At 43.0% G+C, this 14,268-nt stretch carries 15 protein-coding genes and 1 pseudogene; 5 read left to right on the top strand and 11 right to left on the bottom strand.

The features are described 5' to 3' along the window. The first annotated feature begins 47 nt into the window (after positions 1 to 47). The 5 genes and pseudogenes from ACSJJG_RS09040 to ACSJJG_RS09020 all read left to right on the top strand — a co-directional run. Positions 48 to 1,121 (top strand): hemin-degrading factor, encoded by a 1,074-nt coding sequence (locus ACSJJG_RS09040; protein WP_481089135.1) that lies wholly within the window; start codon positions 48 to 50, stop codon positions 1,119 to 1,121. Further along, the gene (locus ACSJJG_RS09035; RefSeq protein WP_481089134.1) at positions 1,118 to 1,936 is read left to right on the top strand and encodes a heme/hemin ABC transporter substrate-binding protein; all 819 of its coding nucleotides are present in this window, start codon (positions 1,118 to 1,120) and stop codon (positions 1,934 to 1,936) included. The genes ACSJJG_RS09040 and ACSJJG_RS09035 overlap by 4 nt, the downstream gene beginning before the upstream one ends. Next, positions 1,933 to 2,934, top strand: coding sequence for a FecCD family ABC transporter permease (locus ACSJJG_RS09030; protein ID WP_481089133.1), 1,002 nt, complete (start codon positions 1,933 to 1,935; stop codon positions 2,932 to 2,934). Before ACSJJG_RS09035 ends, ACSJJG_RS09030 begins: the two co-directional genes overlap by 4 nt. Next, the gene (locus tag ACSJJG_RS09025) at positions 2,934 to 3,728 is read left to right on the top strand and encodes a heme ABC transporter ATP-binding protein (RefSeq protein ID WP_481089132.1); all 795 of its coding nucleotides are present in this window, start codon (positions 2,934 to 2,936) and stop codon (positions 3,726 to 3,728) included. The genes ACSJJG_RS09030 and ACSJJG_RS09025 overlap by 1 nt, the downstream gene beginning before the upstream one ends. Positions 3,729 to 3,786: 58 nt before the next feature. Next, positions 3,787 to 3,909 (top strand): annotated as a pseudogene (locus tag ACSJJG_RS09020) (helix-turn-helix domain-containing protein); the annotation flags it as partial. A 7-nt stretch (positions 3,910 to 3,916) separates the two neighbouring features. Here the strand turns inward: ACSJJG_RS09020 and ACSJJG_RS09015 are convergent. From ACSJJG_RS09015 to ihfA, 11 genes are all read right to left on the bottom strand, one after another. Continuing rightward, a complete protein-coding gene (locus ACSJJG_RS09015; RefSeq protein WP_481090413.1) occupies positions 3,917 to 4,402 on the bottom strand; it encodes a C40 family peptidase in 486 nt (161 codons plus the stop codon). Positions 4,403 to 4,461: 59 nt separating this feature from the next. Then, positions 4,462 to 4,848, bottom strand: coding sequence for a 4-amino-4-deoxy-L-arabinose-phosphoundecaprenol flippase subunit ArnF (gene arnF, locus ACSJJG_RS09010; RefSeq protein ID WP_481089131.1), 387 nt, complete (start codon positions 4,846 to 4,848; stop codon positions 4,462 to 4,464). Continuing rightward, entirely contained in the window at positions 4,845 to 5,195 is a 351-nt protein-coding gene (arnE, locus tag ACSJJG_RS09005; RefSeq protein ID WP_481089130.1) for a 4-amino-4-deoxy-L-arabinose-phosphoundecaprenol flippase subunit ArnE, read from the bottom strand. Before arnE ends, arnF begins: the two co-directional genes overlap by 4 nt. Further along, positions 5,192 to 6,853: a lipid IV(A) 4-amino-4-deoxy-L-arabinosyltransferase gene (arnT, locus tag ACSJJG_RS09000; protein WP_481089129.1), complete on the bottom strand. Its 1,662-nt coding sequence runs from the start codon at positions 6,851 to 6,853 to the stop codon at positions 5,192 to 5,194. Before arnT ends, arnE begins: the two co-directional genes overlap by 4 nt. 6 nt (positions 6,854 to 6,859) lie before the next feature. After that, positions 6,860 to 7,753, bottom strand: a complete 894-nt coding sequence (gene arnD, locus ACSJJG_RS08995) for a 4-deoxy-4-formamido-L-arabinose-phosphoundecaprenol deformylase (RefSeq protein WP_481089128.1) — start codon at positions 7,751 to 7,753, stop codon at positions 6,860 to 6,862. 42 nt (positions 7,754 to 7,795) lie between these two features. Continuing rightward, positions 7,796 to 9,781 (bottom strand): bifunctional UDP-4-amino-4-deoxy-L-arabinose formyltransferase/UDP-glucuronic acid oxidase ArnA, encoded by a 1,986-nt coding sequence (gene arnA, locus ACSJJG_RS08990; RefSeq protein WP_481089127.1) that lies wholly within the window; start codon positions 9,779 to 9,781, stop codon positions 7,796 to 7,798. After that, positions 9,781 to 10,758: an undecaprenyl-phosphate 4-deoxy-4-formamido-L-arabinose transferase gene (arnC, locus tag ACSJJG_RS08985; RefSeq protein ID WP_481089126.1), complete on the bottom strand. Its 978-nt coding sequence runs from the start codon at positions 10,756 to 10,758 to the stop codon at positions 9,781 to 9,783. Before arnC ends, arnA begins: the two co-directional genes overlap by 1 nt. Continuing rightward, positions 10,759 to 11,904: a UDP-4-amino-4-deoxy-L-arabinose aminotransferase gene (gene arnB / locus ACSJJG_RS08980; protein WP_481089125.1), complete on the bottom strand. Its 1,146-nt coding sequence runs from the start codon at positions 11,902 to 11,904 to the stop codon at positions 10,759 to 10,761. A gap of 156 nt (positions 11,905 to 12,060) precedes the next feature. Next, positions 12,061 to 12,828: a vitamin B12 ABC transporter ATP-binding protein BtuD gene (btuD, locus tag ACSJJG_RS08975; protein ID WP_481089124.1), complete on the bottom strand. Its 768-nt coding sequence runs from the start codon at positions 12,826 to 12,828 to the stop codon at positions 12,061 to 12,063. Positions 12,829 to 12,879: 51 nt separating this feature from the next. Next, entirely contained in the window at positions 12,880 to 13,875 is a 996-nt protein-coding gene (gene btuC, locus ACSJJG_RS08970) for a vitamin B12 ABC transporter permease BtuC (protein WP_481089123.1), read from the bottom strand. Between the two features lie 95 nt (positions 13,876 to 13,970). Next, positions 13,971 to 14,267, bottom strand: a complete 297-nt coding sequence (gene ihfA, locus ACSJJG_RS08965) for an integration host factor subunit alpha (RefSeq protein WP_038233943.1) — start codon at positions 14,265 to 14,267, stop codon at positions 13,971 to 13,973. Position 14,268: the final 1 nt, after the last annotated feature.

The raw sequence follows: 14,268 nt of genomic DNA, 5'->3' as shown, positions 1-14,268 counted from the left end.
TAGAATAAAATTGTTTTTAAACACCGTTTTTTAAGGAGCCAGCAACTGTGAATCAGTCACTTTATGAACGTTACCTACAAGCCAAGGCAGAAAACAAAGCTAAATATGCACGCGATCTGGCGGCTTATCTTAACGTCAGCGAAGGAGAGTTATTGCATAGCCGTGTCGGTATCGACGCAGAACGTTTGAATATTGACGCTCCTACCCTGCTTCAAGAACTGGCAGCAGTTGGCGAAACCAAGGCGATTACCCGTAATGATTTTGCCGTTCATGAACATATTGGCCGCTACGAAAATACCAAATTTAGCCCACATGTTGGTTTGATCCTTAATCCACGTGAGCTTGACTTGCGTCTATTCTTCGAACACTGGAGCAGCGTTTTCTCTTTGGTTGAACCCGCCAGGAATGGCGTGCGTCACAGCATTCAATTCTTTGACCACCAAGGCGATGCGTTACATAAAGTCTATGCCACCAGTAACACCGATATGGTTGCATGGGGTGCACTGATCGAAAAATATCAGACTAGTGAAAACCCAACGCTGGAAATTCAACCGGAAGACGTGCCTGAACATGCAGAAGTTACGGAACAACTGAAAGTACAGTTAGATGAAGAATGGCGTGCCATGACGGATGTTCATCAGTTTTTTATCATGATGAAACGCCACAATCTTAACCGCCAGCAGATTTTCAACGCAGTGAAAGATGATTTGGCTTATCGCGTGGATAATTCAGCACTCACTCAACTTGTTGAAGTTGCCCATCAAGATCAAAACGAAATCATGATCTTTGTCGGAAACCGTGGTTGTGTCCAGATTTTCACAGGTAAACTGGAACGTCTGATGCCTTATCAGGAAGAAAACTCTTCCCAGAAATGGCTCAACATTTTCAATCGCAATTTCACTCTGCACCTGATTGAAAGTGCCGTTGCAGAAAGCTGGGTTACCCGTAAACCAACCGATTGTGGTTTCGTTACCAGTCTTGAGTTGTTTGATGCCGATGGCAACCAAATCGCACAGTTATACGGCCAACGCACTGAAGGTACCCCTGAGCAAGCCCAATGGCGTGAACAAATTGCTGCTTTACCTAAACTGCAACCAGAACAGGAAACTTGTGTAGCATGAAAAAATGGCTTCTAACATTTATGCTTGCCATCTCTTTCAATGTGTTCTCTGCTGAACGCATTGTTACCATTGGTGGCGATGTGTCTGAAATTATTTTTGCACTTGGCGAAGGACAGCATGTTGTCGCAAGGGACAGTACCAGCCAAAATCCCAAGGAACTGCTTTCCTTACCCGATATCGGGTATATGAGGATGTTGAATTCAGAAGGGATTCTATCTATGCGCCCATCACTGGTGATTGCAAGTGAGTCGGCTCAACCTTCCCTGGTACTCAAGCAAGTCGAAGATTCCGGTGTAAAAGTCATTAAAGTAACCAGCGAAACCTCGTTAGAAGCCGTTCCTGCAAAAATCATGACCGTCGCCAGGGCGGTCAACCAGGAAAAACGTGGTGAAGCATTGATTGCCCAATATCGGCAACAACTCGCAGATATCGCCACGTCAGATATTTCCACCAAAATAGTCTTTATCATGAGTCATGGTGGCATCATGCCAATGGCAGCTGGTCAGAAAACAGCAGCCGATCAAATTATTCGTGCCATTGGTGCAAAAAATGCGATGCAAGGCTTCCAGGGATATCGGCCCTTATCTCAAGAAGGTGTTATTGCCAGCAAGCCGGACTTACTGCTGGTCAGCACCGAAGGGCTAAAAACGTTGGGCGGGATGGATAAAGTTTGGCAGCTTCCCGGGTTAAGTTTCACACCGGCAGGAAAGAAAAAACAGGTCGTGGTTGTTGATGAAATGGGTCTGCTTGGGTTTGGTCTGCAAACGCCTGCTGTGATGAAACAAGTCCGTAATGCTGCGGAGAAGGTGCAATGAGCCATTCCCGCTCCCCCAGTCTCGGTGTGATAGTACTGAGTTTGTTGCTGTTCCTTCTGGCTATTAGTTCAGCAAATATGGGGGCATTGCCACTCTCTTTTAAAACACTGTGGGAATCCTCTTTGGACGACCCACAGTGGCAAATATGGTTAAATATTCGCCTGCCACGTATTTTGCTGGCAATCCTCGTTGGAGGAGCGCTGGCGATATCTGGTGCCGTAATGCAAGGGTTATTTCGTAACCCTCTGGCCGATCCTGGATTATTAGGGATCAGTAGTGGTGCAGCACTTACCGTCGCAATGTTTATTGTGTTGCCTTTCGCCCTACCTGCCAGCATTGCGTTGTACGGACATATTATTGCCGCTTTTATTGGCAGTTTATTGGTATCATCCCTGATATTCATGCTCAACAAATATAACCAAGGCAACTTGTCAAAGCTACTCCTTGCAGGCATCGCCATTAATGCACTATGTTCGTCATTTATTGGTGTATTGAGCTATATCAGTAACGACCAACAATTACGCCAATTTTCCATTTGGATGATGGGTTCACTCAGTCAAATAGAGTGGCCAACACTGGCGATTGCTGCATCACTCATTATCCCTGTTTGTATGCTGACAATCAGTCAGTCACGTAAACTCAATTTGCTGCAACTGGGTGATGAAGAAGCGCACTATTTAGGCATTAATGTCCAACGCACCAAATATCAATTATTGCTGTTAAGTGCCTTGTTAGTTGGATGTGCCGTTGCTTTGACCGGTGTCATTGGTTTCATCGGCTTAGTTATCCCACACCTTGCCAGACAACGATTTGGAGGGGATCATATCTGGTTACTGCCGATATCTGCCCTGGGTGGTGCCTGTCTTCTGTTAAAAGCCGACACATTAGCCAGAACATTAGTTTCTCCTGCTGAAATGCCAGTAGGTCTTATCACTGGTTTGATCGGTGCCCCCTATTTTTTATGGCTCATTCTTAAGCCATCAAAAGACCGTTCATAATGGAACCGATCATGTCAACTCATTTACTTGAAGCACAAAATTTAAATTATTTCATCGGGCAGCGTCAAATAATCAAAGATGTTTCCCTTTCCCTGCGACAAGGAGAAGTTGTCGCAATTATTGGCCCAAACGGGGCAGGGAAATCAACACTGTTACGTCTATTGACCGGCTATATCCTACCCAGTTCGGGAGACTGTCTGTTAAAAGGAATTCCCATTTCTCGCTGGCCAACTCAGCAACTGGCTCGAATTCGTGCAGTCATGCGGCAATATAGCGCCCTCTCCTTTCCATTTAGTGTAGAGGAAGTCATCGCTATGGGACGTGTTCCCCATGAAAATACCCACAAAAGAACCGCCATTGATGAAGCGATTGCTTTGACAGAGTGTGAAGAACTGAGAAACAGGAATTATCAGCAATTATCTGGGGGGGAACAACAACGGGTGCAACTGGCAAGAGTTTTAGCTCAACTTTGGCATCCTGAACCTACCGAATCTTGTCTGTTTTTAGATGAACCCACGTCAGCATTGGATCTTTATCACCAACAACATACATTGCGATTGGTTCACCGACTGACACGACAACATCCCATTGCTGCCTGTTGTGTACTTCATGATTTAAACCTGGCTTCACTTTACGCAGATAAAATTATCCTGTTGCACAAAGGTCGCTTAGTGGCATCCGGCACGCCGCAAGAAGTACTGCGTGACGATATTCTTAAGCAATGGTATCAAGCCGATTTGGGCGTTATGCAGCATCCTGAAACACATCAGCCACAGATCTATCTTCGCCAATAAAAGGTTATCGTTTATTCCCTTTTAATGATGAGAAGCAGATAAGAAAGAAATTCTTAATGGCTTTAACTCTCAAGCTACATTTACCCGAATATTTAAAAAACATTTTAATACTACGCCCGCTAAATTCCGGGAAAATGGATATTTGCCGGAGTTCAAGACATTCTTGTATTGTGAGGAATAAAGTGGCGTTAAATCCTACGAGCTTGCCAAAAAACACGACGCCAATACACATTATCAAGAGAAGAACGTATTACGCCTTTACTTGTGGATGCATGAATAAACGCATTGTTAGTATCGTAAATACCTACATGCAACCCACTCTTTCCACTGCCAGTTTTGAAAAAAACCAGATCCCCTGGCATCAGATCATCTTGGTTTATCCGTGTACCTATTTGAGTTTGTTCATTTGTTGTCCGGGGAAGCTGAATATTAAAACGATCAGAAAAAGTCCGGTACACAAAGCCGGAACAGTCAATACCATGCCTATCCATGCCACCATAGCGATACGGCGTATTCTGCCATTGCTCAAGTTGATCTTTTAACTGAGCAATGACCATTATCGGATCAGAGAGAGCGGCCTTCAACGGAGACGAATTAGGTTTGGAAGCTGGGTTGGTACAACCAATAAGAAAGAAACTCAATATCAAGCATAAATGTCTTACTTTTATTACCATCCGCTTTCCCTCTGTCATCACTCTTTCCTCAATCACCACGTAGAAACGACAAACTTTATCTATTTTGTTTCCGGTCTGCTGATTAACCAAACGCCCAATAAGATGAAAAAAATCCCCAACGTTTTTAACAGTGAGATAGTTTCACTAAACCAAGGTAATAAAACCACCATTAAATAAACAAAGGCATAACTCAAGCTAATAATAGGGTACGCTTTATTCAATGGCAGATATTTCAATGTGAAAAACCAACATAACATGGAGAGTATATAACCCGCCAATCCTGCCGTAATCATCAACAAAGGATTGTGATTTGCCCAAAGCCAGTTGATATCCAGCCAATGCATTGATAACGAAAGTTCCGGCAGATGAGCAACTCCCCACTTCAATAACAATTGCGCTACAGTGATCAGCAAGACACTCGCCATCCCCCAAAGATAACCTTTCATTGACTGAAACTCATCAATAAGATCCCGAACATAATGGCAAAAACCCCCATCCAGTGCTTTAACCCCACCTTTTCCTGATACAGAAATTGCCCAATCAAAGTCACTATGACAAAATTTATACTAAGCATAGGGTAAGCAATGCTCAGTGGAAAAAATTGCAATAATCGCAACCAAAATATCATCCCTATTCCTAGCAGAAGAATAGCACTGGACAGCCATATCGCCATCGATACCACTTTATGCGGAGTATCTTTTTTCTGCCAACAAATAACTGCCTGCTTCTGGCATAATTGCCCCGCACAAGTCAGCAAACTAACCAAAATCAATAATATTATATTGCTGCTCATGGCTGTTTCTTATAAATCACAAGTACAAATCTATGGTTACGACGCACAAAATCTGGTTCCGGTAATTCAGACAATTCACCTTCTGAGGGTAATAGAAAAACAATAGCGACTTGGCCTTTTTTACGTGCTTTCACTAGCCACGCAGGAAATTCTTGCTCCGTGATATATCGATATTGGCTATCAGGGTAAGCAAGGCCATATTCTAACTCCCCAGGACGATCAACCATATAAATATCACTACGTTTCAATTCCCATGCAATTGCTGCTCCCACTCCAACAGATTGAGTCAAAATATATTTACTGTCAGACAACTCTTTTTCGTTTTGCTGAATGAAATGCTGGGGAAGTTTCGAATTTATCGTTTTATCAGGCAAAGCACTCCCTATCGATAAGTTGAGCATAATTGAACAAGCGGCAGCCCATAACCAATATTTACCATCGCGAATAAAACAAAAATAACCAATCCCACTCCAAACACCAAAGGCAATAATTCCCACAATCCATTTTAGCCATTCGTCGGGTTGATAAAGTGGGGGATTTTTTAAGGTTTCCAGGATAAAAAGTACCAAAATGGCAAGCAATCCAATGAAGACATTTACCAATCCATTTATTTTCAAAATTTTCATGTTGCCATTTTTGACACAATCAACAGCATATTTTGCCATCATCATTGCTAAGGGGCCGATAAAGGGTAAAACGTAAGTTGGCAGTTTCCCTTTTGCGATGCTGAAAAATACAAATGGAACAACAAACCAGCAAAACAAGAAAAACATTTCCGGGTGACTTTTTTTCTCTTTCCAGCTTTTGATTAAAGCACCTGGTAGTAATCCTAACCACGGGATCACGCCTAAGATCAATATGGGTAAGTAATACCAAACAGGTGCAATATGCTGAGCTTTCTCAGAAGCAAAACGCTGTATATGCTCTACCCAAAAGAAATAATGCCAGTAATCCGGCTCACGCGCAGCAATCGCAATCACCCATGGCAGGCTGATTAAAACAGCAAAAATCACGGCAAGAGGCCCAAAACGAATCATTTCCCAAAAGCGTCTTTGGTATATCGTAATGGGTAGCATGGCAATCACGGGTAACGCCAATGCCAGAAATCCTTTTGTCATAAAAGCCATCCCACAGGTCAACCCCAGAACAGACCATGCCAAAATTCGTTCTCGGATCGCCACCGCCTTAAGCGCCCAATAACAGCTCACGATCCCCGCTGTAATCCATAAAGAAAACAGAGGATCCAGGACACTGTAAGTACCAATGGAAAAAACAATAAACATGGAAATGTAAATCAGGCTGGAAACGAAAGCAGTCTGACGACATTGCCACATCATCATCGCCAAACGATAAAGAAGAAATACGCTGATTAGGATACTGAATACTGAACCAAAACGAACAGCAAAATTATTGTCACCAAAAATCCACTGGCTAATGTTGTTGATCCAATACCCTGCTACTGGTTTTTCAAAATAGCGAATATCCAAGAAGTAAGGTACGATCCAATCCCCACGTTGCAGCATTTCCCGGCTAATTTCAGCATACCGAGTTTCATCCGGCTGCCATAATAAACGACTCTCCAGAGGCAATAAGTAAGTAAGAACAAAAAAAAGAACCATCAGAACGGCTCCTGCTTTACTCGTTCGTGTGTTCAACATCTTATGTTATACCTCTTGTTGGCAACCTAACCAGCCTTCACGACCAGGAAAATCCGAACGAACAATTTTCCCAACAGGGAGCGTATCCCTATTTTCTGGTAACAAATGGCTTAATTTACAGAACTGAATATCTTGTTGATGAAGCATGTCCAGCAATGTCTCAAATTGTGAAGATTTCGACATCCCTTCGACTTCGGTATGGATCGTATAAACAGGAACCCCATGATCATTTTTAATCGCTTCAAGGATAAAGTGATTAAAATCTGCATCGCTGACTTGTGTTCCAACAACTTCATCATAGGTAGGTAATGTGACAGGAATTTGTACAGTTCCCGTTTGTCCATTGGGCAAGAGTGGCCTGAATGGATGTGTTCCGCGGCAATCACTGTTGTAATCAAAACCAAAATATTGTTTAACAGCCAGCACACGTTCATCGGCTCGCCAACCCGCAACGGCTGAGCATGTAACGGCTTTTCCTGTTGCCTTTTCCAAAGCGCCAACACCTAACTTCACTTGTTCTGTTAATTTATTCTCCGACCAACGCCCTGCTTTTGCCTGCCAACCTTGATGATCCCATGCATGTAAACCAACTTCATGGCCTGCATCCATTGTTTGTTTCATCAAATGTCCTAAATCTTTTGCGATTTTTTTCCCCGGCCAGGCTGTACCCGCCAATAAAATATCCAGGCCATAAAGAGACACCGCATTTGATCTCAGCATCTTCCAGAGAAATTTCGGACGCAACAGGCGCCATAAATGACGCCCCATATTGTCCGGGCCAACACTAAAGAAAAAGCTGGCTTGAATATGGTGCTTTTGTAAAACTTCAAGCAACCGTGGTACACCTTCCTTAGTGCCTTGATAAGTGTCCACATCAATTCTCAAACCCACTTTTTTCATTACGTTATTCCCGCTCTCTTCCTCTGTTTTCCAATTGACTTTTTAGTTTTTCCCTTTGGATTCTTCAACTGCGCCACGCAGAAAAAAATCCAATGTTTCATCAATGGTTTGCTGCATATCAATCGTGGGTTTCCAACCTAACAGACGCTCTGCATTTTTAATACTGGGTTTGCGGTGTGCGACATCCTGATAGCCTCGTCCATAATAGCTGCTGCTTTCGATCTTCTTAAATCCAGCAAATGGGGGAAAGTAGCCTCGCAAATCATGTTTTTCGAAGCTGTCTAATAACATTTCAGCCAACTGGCGGATGCTCGCTTCATTTATTGGATTACCGATATTGATTATTTGGCTATCACATAGCCCGTCACGGTTTTCAATGATCCTAAACAGGGCTTCGATACCATCATGGATATCAGTGAAACAGCGTTTTTGTTCTCCCCCATCCACCAGTTTAATCGGCGAGCCTTCCACCAAGTTCAAAATCAATTGGGTAATAGCTCTTGAACTACCAATGCGCGCTGAATTTAAGTTATCCAGTCTTGGCCCCATCCAGTTAAATGGACGGAATAAGGTAAATTTCAGGCCCTGTTGTGTGCCATATGCCCAAATAACTCGATCAAGTAGTTGTTTTGAAACTGAATAGATCCAACGCTGTTTATTAATAGGTCCAACAATCAGACGCGAAGTATCTTCATCAAATTCTTTATCATCACACATACCATAAACTTCGGATGTTGATGGGAAAATAATCCGTTTATTGTATTTAACACAATACCGAACAATTTTAAGGTTCTCTTCAAAATCCAGTTCAAAGACTCGCAAAGGATTACGGGTATATTCAATCGGCGTTGCGATTGCCACTAATGGCAGGATGACATCACATTTTTTGATGTGATATTCAATCCATTCAGTATGAATGCTGATATCACCTTCAATAAAGTGAAAGCGAGGATTACCAATAAATCGCTCAATCGCCGAAGAGCCAATATCCATCCCGTAAATGTCATAATTGCCATCACTCAACAAGCGTTCAGTCAGATGATTACCAATGAATCCATTGACGCCTAAAATGAGTACGCGCTTACGATGACTGATTTGAGCGGTTGCTTTAGGGCCAACATAAACCCCAGCCACAACGCCCATATCAAGAGCTAATCGATTACCTTGAACATAAAGCCCTGACTCTCCTTGCCCGCTAATAATTTCCAGCGTACCTTCACCACAAACAATCACAAATGGATCAGTCGAGATTACGGTTCCTGGGCGTTTCCCGTGGGATTGATTAAGCGGCCGTGAACGCCAAATCGTCATCTTACGCTCACCGAGAAAAGTAAATGCCCCTGGGTAGGGTTCTGTCACTGCCCTAACTAAGTTATTAATTTCTCTAGCAGACTTATTCCATACTATTTCACCATCTTCAGCGGTGCGACGGCCAAAATAAGTAGCCTGGCTTTCATCCTGTGGAATTGATGGATAATGACCGGATTTTATTTGAGGCAGAATACCATCCAATAATTCAACTGCCGCTTCACGTATTTTTCCATGAATTATCAAGGAGGTATCATTTTCAGCAATCTGTACAACCTGTTGCGCGATAATATCTCCCGCATCTGGCTTCTCCAGCATTTTATGTAATGTTACACCGGTTTCGGTCTCTCCATTGAGTACTACCCAGTTAACAGGAGCACGGCCACGATATTTCGGCAACAAGGAGCCATGAAGGTTAAATGCCCCTTTTTCCGCCAGTGACAGAATTTTCTGGTTAAGCATGTTGCGATAGTAAAAAGAGAAAATAACATCTGGTTTCATCTCACGAATGCGTTCAACCCAAAGTGGGTGATTCACATTTTCTGGCGCAAACACAGGTAAACCCAAATCAGCGCCGATACGTGCAACAGAAGAGAAAAAGTGATTTTCATTTGGATTATCAGTGTGAGTGAATACGGCCTGAACATCAAAACCCGCTTTAACTAATGCATTAAGTCCGACACAACCAATATCGTGATAGGCAAAAATAACTGCTTTCATTAGCTTTCTTCCTGATTGTCGTTAGTCTTCTTAACTCCGACCACTTTTTGAATAAAATAGCGCGGGCGAGCACGAACATCGTTATATATTCGACCAATGTATTCACCCAACAGTCCCATGGCGACGAATTGTGCTCCAAGGAACATGAAAAGAATAGCAAACAGGGTAAACACCCCTTCAGCAGCCCACATTGAGCCAAATATAAGGCGTAGAACAATCAATAACACCGCCAACAAGAAACCTGTTATGGCAATGATACTTCCCGCGACACTCAGTAACCGCAATGGTGCAGTTGTTAAGCACGTTAGAAGGTCATACATCAGGTTTATCAGTTTCATAAAACTGTACTTAGAATCCCCAAACTCACGCTCTGCATGGGCTACGTCAATTTCTATTGTTCTGCGGGCAAAGGTGTTAGCAAGGATGGGAATAAACGTGCTGCGTTCATGGCATTGAAGCATTGCTTGTACAATATGACGTCGATAGGCGCGTAACATGCAACCATAATCCCCCATTGAACGCCCCGTCGCCTTAGTTATCATCGCATTGATTATTTTAGAAGCGGTTTTACGGAACCAAGAGTCCTGCCGATGAAGACGACGTGTACCCACGACGTCATATCCCTCTTCCGCTGTTTTAACCAAACGAGGAATTTCTTCTGGCGGGTTTTGCAAATCAGCATCAAGTGTAATAATCAGATCACCGTCAGCTTGATGGAAACCGGCCATAATTGCTGAATGTTGCCCATAATTACGGTTAAGCAAAATCGCAATCACATGGTTTTCTGGAGATTCAGCCGTCTGAGTTAAGATCTCGACAGAACTATCACGGCTACCATCATCGACCAAGATTAATTCGTATTTCTGTTCTAATTTTTGACACGCTGCGAGCGTTCTTTCCAATAACTGGGGTAAACTATCTTCTTCGTTGTAAACAGGAATAACGACTGAAACTTTTTTGATCTTCTCAAATGTCACTTACTTATGCTCCGAAAGAATTTCAGTTATCACATTCACGACACGATCTACATCGTCATTACTCATATCTGGAAAAAGAGGTAATGAACACAGTGTTGATGAATTCCACTCAGATACCGGCAGGGAGAGTTGTGGATAACGCTCACGATAATATTTTTGTGTATGCGCGGCTCTGAAATGCAGACCTGTGCCAATATTTCTATCCTTTAGTCGTGCCATAAAAGTATCGCGGTCAATGCCACAGATATCTTTGTCAACACGTACCATAAAAAGATGATGAGAATGCAAATGCGTATATTCGGGAACTTTCAGCATTTGCAATGGTGAGTTGATAAGAGCGGCAGAATAGCGAGCCACCAACTCCCGACGACGTGCATTCATTGATGCCAGTTTGCCTAGTTGCACAACTGCCATCGCTGCATGAATATCCGATAGGTTGTATTTAAAACCCGGCTCAATCACTTCCGCTTGAGGTTTCCTACCCTGAATTTGTCTGTCAAAAGCATCAACAGCTAAACCATGAAATTTTAAGCAACGGATCCGTTGGGCAAGTTCATCATCATCTGTGACCAACATGCCGCCTTCGGCGCAGGTCATGTTTTTAATCGCATGGAAAGAAAAGATTGCAGTACCCCGCTCTCCGACCCATTCATTTTTATAACAGGTGCCGACAGCATGGGCAGCATCTTCAATCAGGGGAATATTCGCTTTTTGAGCTACCGCGCGGAGAGCGTCAAGGTCACAAGGCGCTCCTGCATAATGGACAGGAATAATTGCTTTGGTTTTGGGGGTAATCGCTTTTTTGATTGTTTCTGCGCTGACCATCAAGGTATCACGATCAACATCAACCATGACAGGTTCAGCGCCCAACAAACAAATTATATTGATAGTGGAAACCCAAGTTTGGGAAGGTGTAATGACTTCATCACCTGGGCCTATGCCTAGTGCCAACAAAGCCAAATGCATTCCCGCCGTCGCAGAACACAGAGCAATTGCATGTTTGCAGCCAAACATGAGAGAAAAATCTTGCTCTAACTGATGGTTTTGTGGGCCTGTAGTAATCCAACCTGAGTGTAAAACTTTCTCTATCGCTTCTATCTCTTCGCCGCCAATTGCAGGACGAGAAAATGGCAAAAAATTATCCATAACCGCCTTATGCCTTGTCTATCCCAAATTGTTTTATAATCAATCGATTCTAGATGATGATTTTTTAACGAAACATCAACGAAAAGCAAATTGTGGTCAACCAAGCACCAAAAACAGATAGTAGGTAATGATTATGGTGGATTTCACTGACAGAAATTATACGTGGTTAACCCTCCATAATTTATAGCTGGCATTTCTGATATGTCCAATATTTACCTCAAAAACTTCTGATAAATTTCGTTCTGTCATTACATTCTCTGGTATACCCGATACTAGCAATTTTCCATGCGAGAGCAGCCATACCTCTGTTGCCTGTTCATACGTGTGGTTTAGATCATGACTACTCAATAATACCGTTCCCCCCAGTGCACAGAATCTTTTTATTAACTTATCTAAAACGGCTTGTTGGGTGATATCAAGATTATTTGTCGGCTCGTCAAGTAAGAGTAAGCTTCCATCGGGATTCAGATCCGGCCATATCTGAAAAAACGTGCCCGCCAATCTGACACGCTGCCACTCTCCGCCTGAGAGTTGATCAATTGATGAAGTAAGCAATGGCAGAAGCTTCATTTGCTGGCAAAGTGCATACAACACATATTCACTTTGAGCCAATGGTGCACACTCAGGGCGGAACATATCTAAATACTGAAAAACCGGCATGATAGGAACAGAAGAAGATTGAGAGAACCAGGCCCGACGCTTTGCCAATTCGGGCGGGTGGTAATCCTGCAAGTTTCGGCCATGCAAACAAATAGTGCCGCTATAGGATAAAACTCCCGCAATTACTGCAAGCAACGTACTTTTCCCTGAGCCATTAAGCCCCACCAAATGAATCTGTTTCCCCGCCGTAACAGACTCAGACAATGAACTCAATCTGTTGTTAACAGTAATATCATCCAATTCCAAAATCGACTGACTGATCATGTTGTTACCCTCATCTCCTTATCTTGCATTAGCGGGTAAGTTCGATATTTTTTAATAGTGACGTGTTCTTAATAACAGCCATATAAAAATGGGGGAGCCTAAAGTTACGGTGACAACGCCTATCGGCACTTCTGCGTGGGATAATGACAGACGGGAAATTAAATCTGCCAACAGTAAACCACTGCCTCCCGCCAATGCACTGGCCGGAAGTAATGCCTTATGATCAGTCAAACCAATCAATCTCAATATATGGGGAATAACCAAACCGATAAAACTGATTGCTCCCGCAAGGGCAACACTCAAACCAACTAATAATCCAATGACCGATACAAATACGTTACGCCATTTATGATGGGAGATCCCTAGTTGCCGAGCCTGTAACTCCCCAAGAGAGAGGTAATTCAAAATGTTACCTTTGCTGCTTAGCCATAAGATGGCAGGAAGCAATGCAACAATCAGCCATTTTTGACGCCAATCAACACCGCTGAAACTTCCCATCATCCAATACATCAATTGCCGGAGATCCAGACTTGTACTGAAATAAACCATCCATGTCATCAACGCACCAAAGACCACCCCAAAAGCAACACCAATCAATAACAGACGGGTATTGGTCACTTGATGTTTTCTGGAAAATCCCAGCAAAATAGCGGTCATGAAAAATGCCCCAAATACTGCACCAACACTTAATAACCACAATGGGGCAATACCATGAAAGATCAGTATTAAACATACTACGACAACACCGGCACCATTACTGATCCCAAGCAATCCCGGCTCCGCCAACGGATTTTCGAACAGAGCCTGCATAATTGCTCCTGACAGGGCTAAACTTGCACCAACCACCATAACGGCAATCGCCCTGGGCAATCTCAACTGCCAAATAAATAACCGAGCAGACTCCGATAACCATTGATCAGGCCAAAACCAGATTTCACCGGCACATAATGACAAGATAAACAGAATAACGAATAGAACAGACAAAACCACCATCACGCGATGGTTACGTTTTCTCTGATAGGTGATCAACTCATAAACAGAGCGCATGTGTGAGGCCATTTAGAAAATAAATACGCTTTCCATTGGGTACAATGAAAATAGAGGTAAGAGAAAAGACCGCAAGACGCGGCCTTTTTATGTATTTATTCTTTGGGTAACGCTTTTTCCACTCTGTTTTTCAATTTTTGACCAGGGCGAAAAGTGACAACACGGCGAGCCGTAATCGGAATATCTTCACCTGTTTTTGGATTACGGCCTGGACGTTGATTTTTGTCTCGCAAATCAAAGTTGCCAAATCCAGATAATTTCACTTGTTCCCCATTCTCCAAAGAACGACGAACTTCTTCAAAGAACATTTCTACCAGATCTTTAGCGTCACGCTTGCTAATACCCAGTTTTTCAAACAGATTTTCTGACATTTCAGCTTTAGTAAGCGCCATA

Source organism: Xenorhabdus sp. SGI 60 (assembly GCF_056632175.1).
Note: the sequence above shows the minus strand (reverse complement) of the source record. Positions and strands in the feature narration are given on the sequence as shown.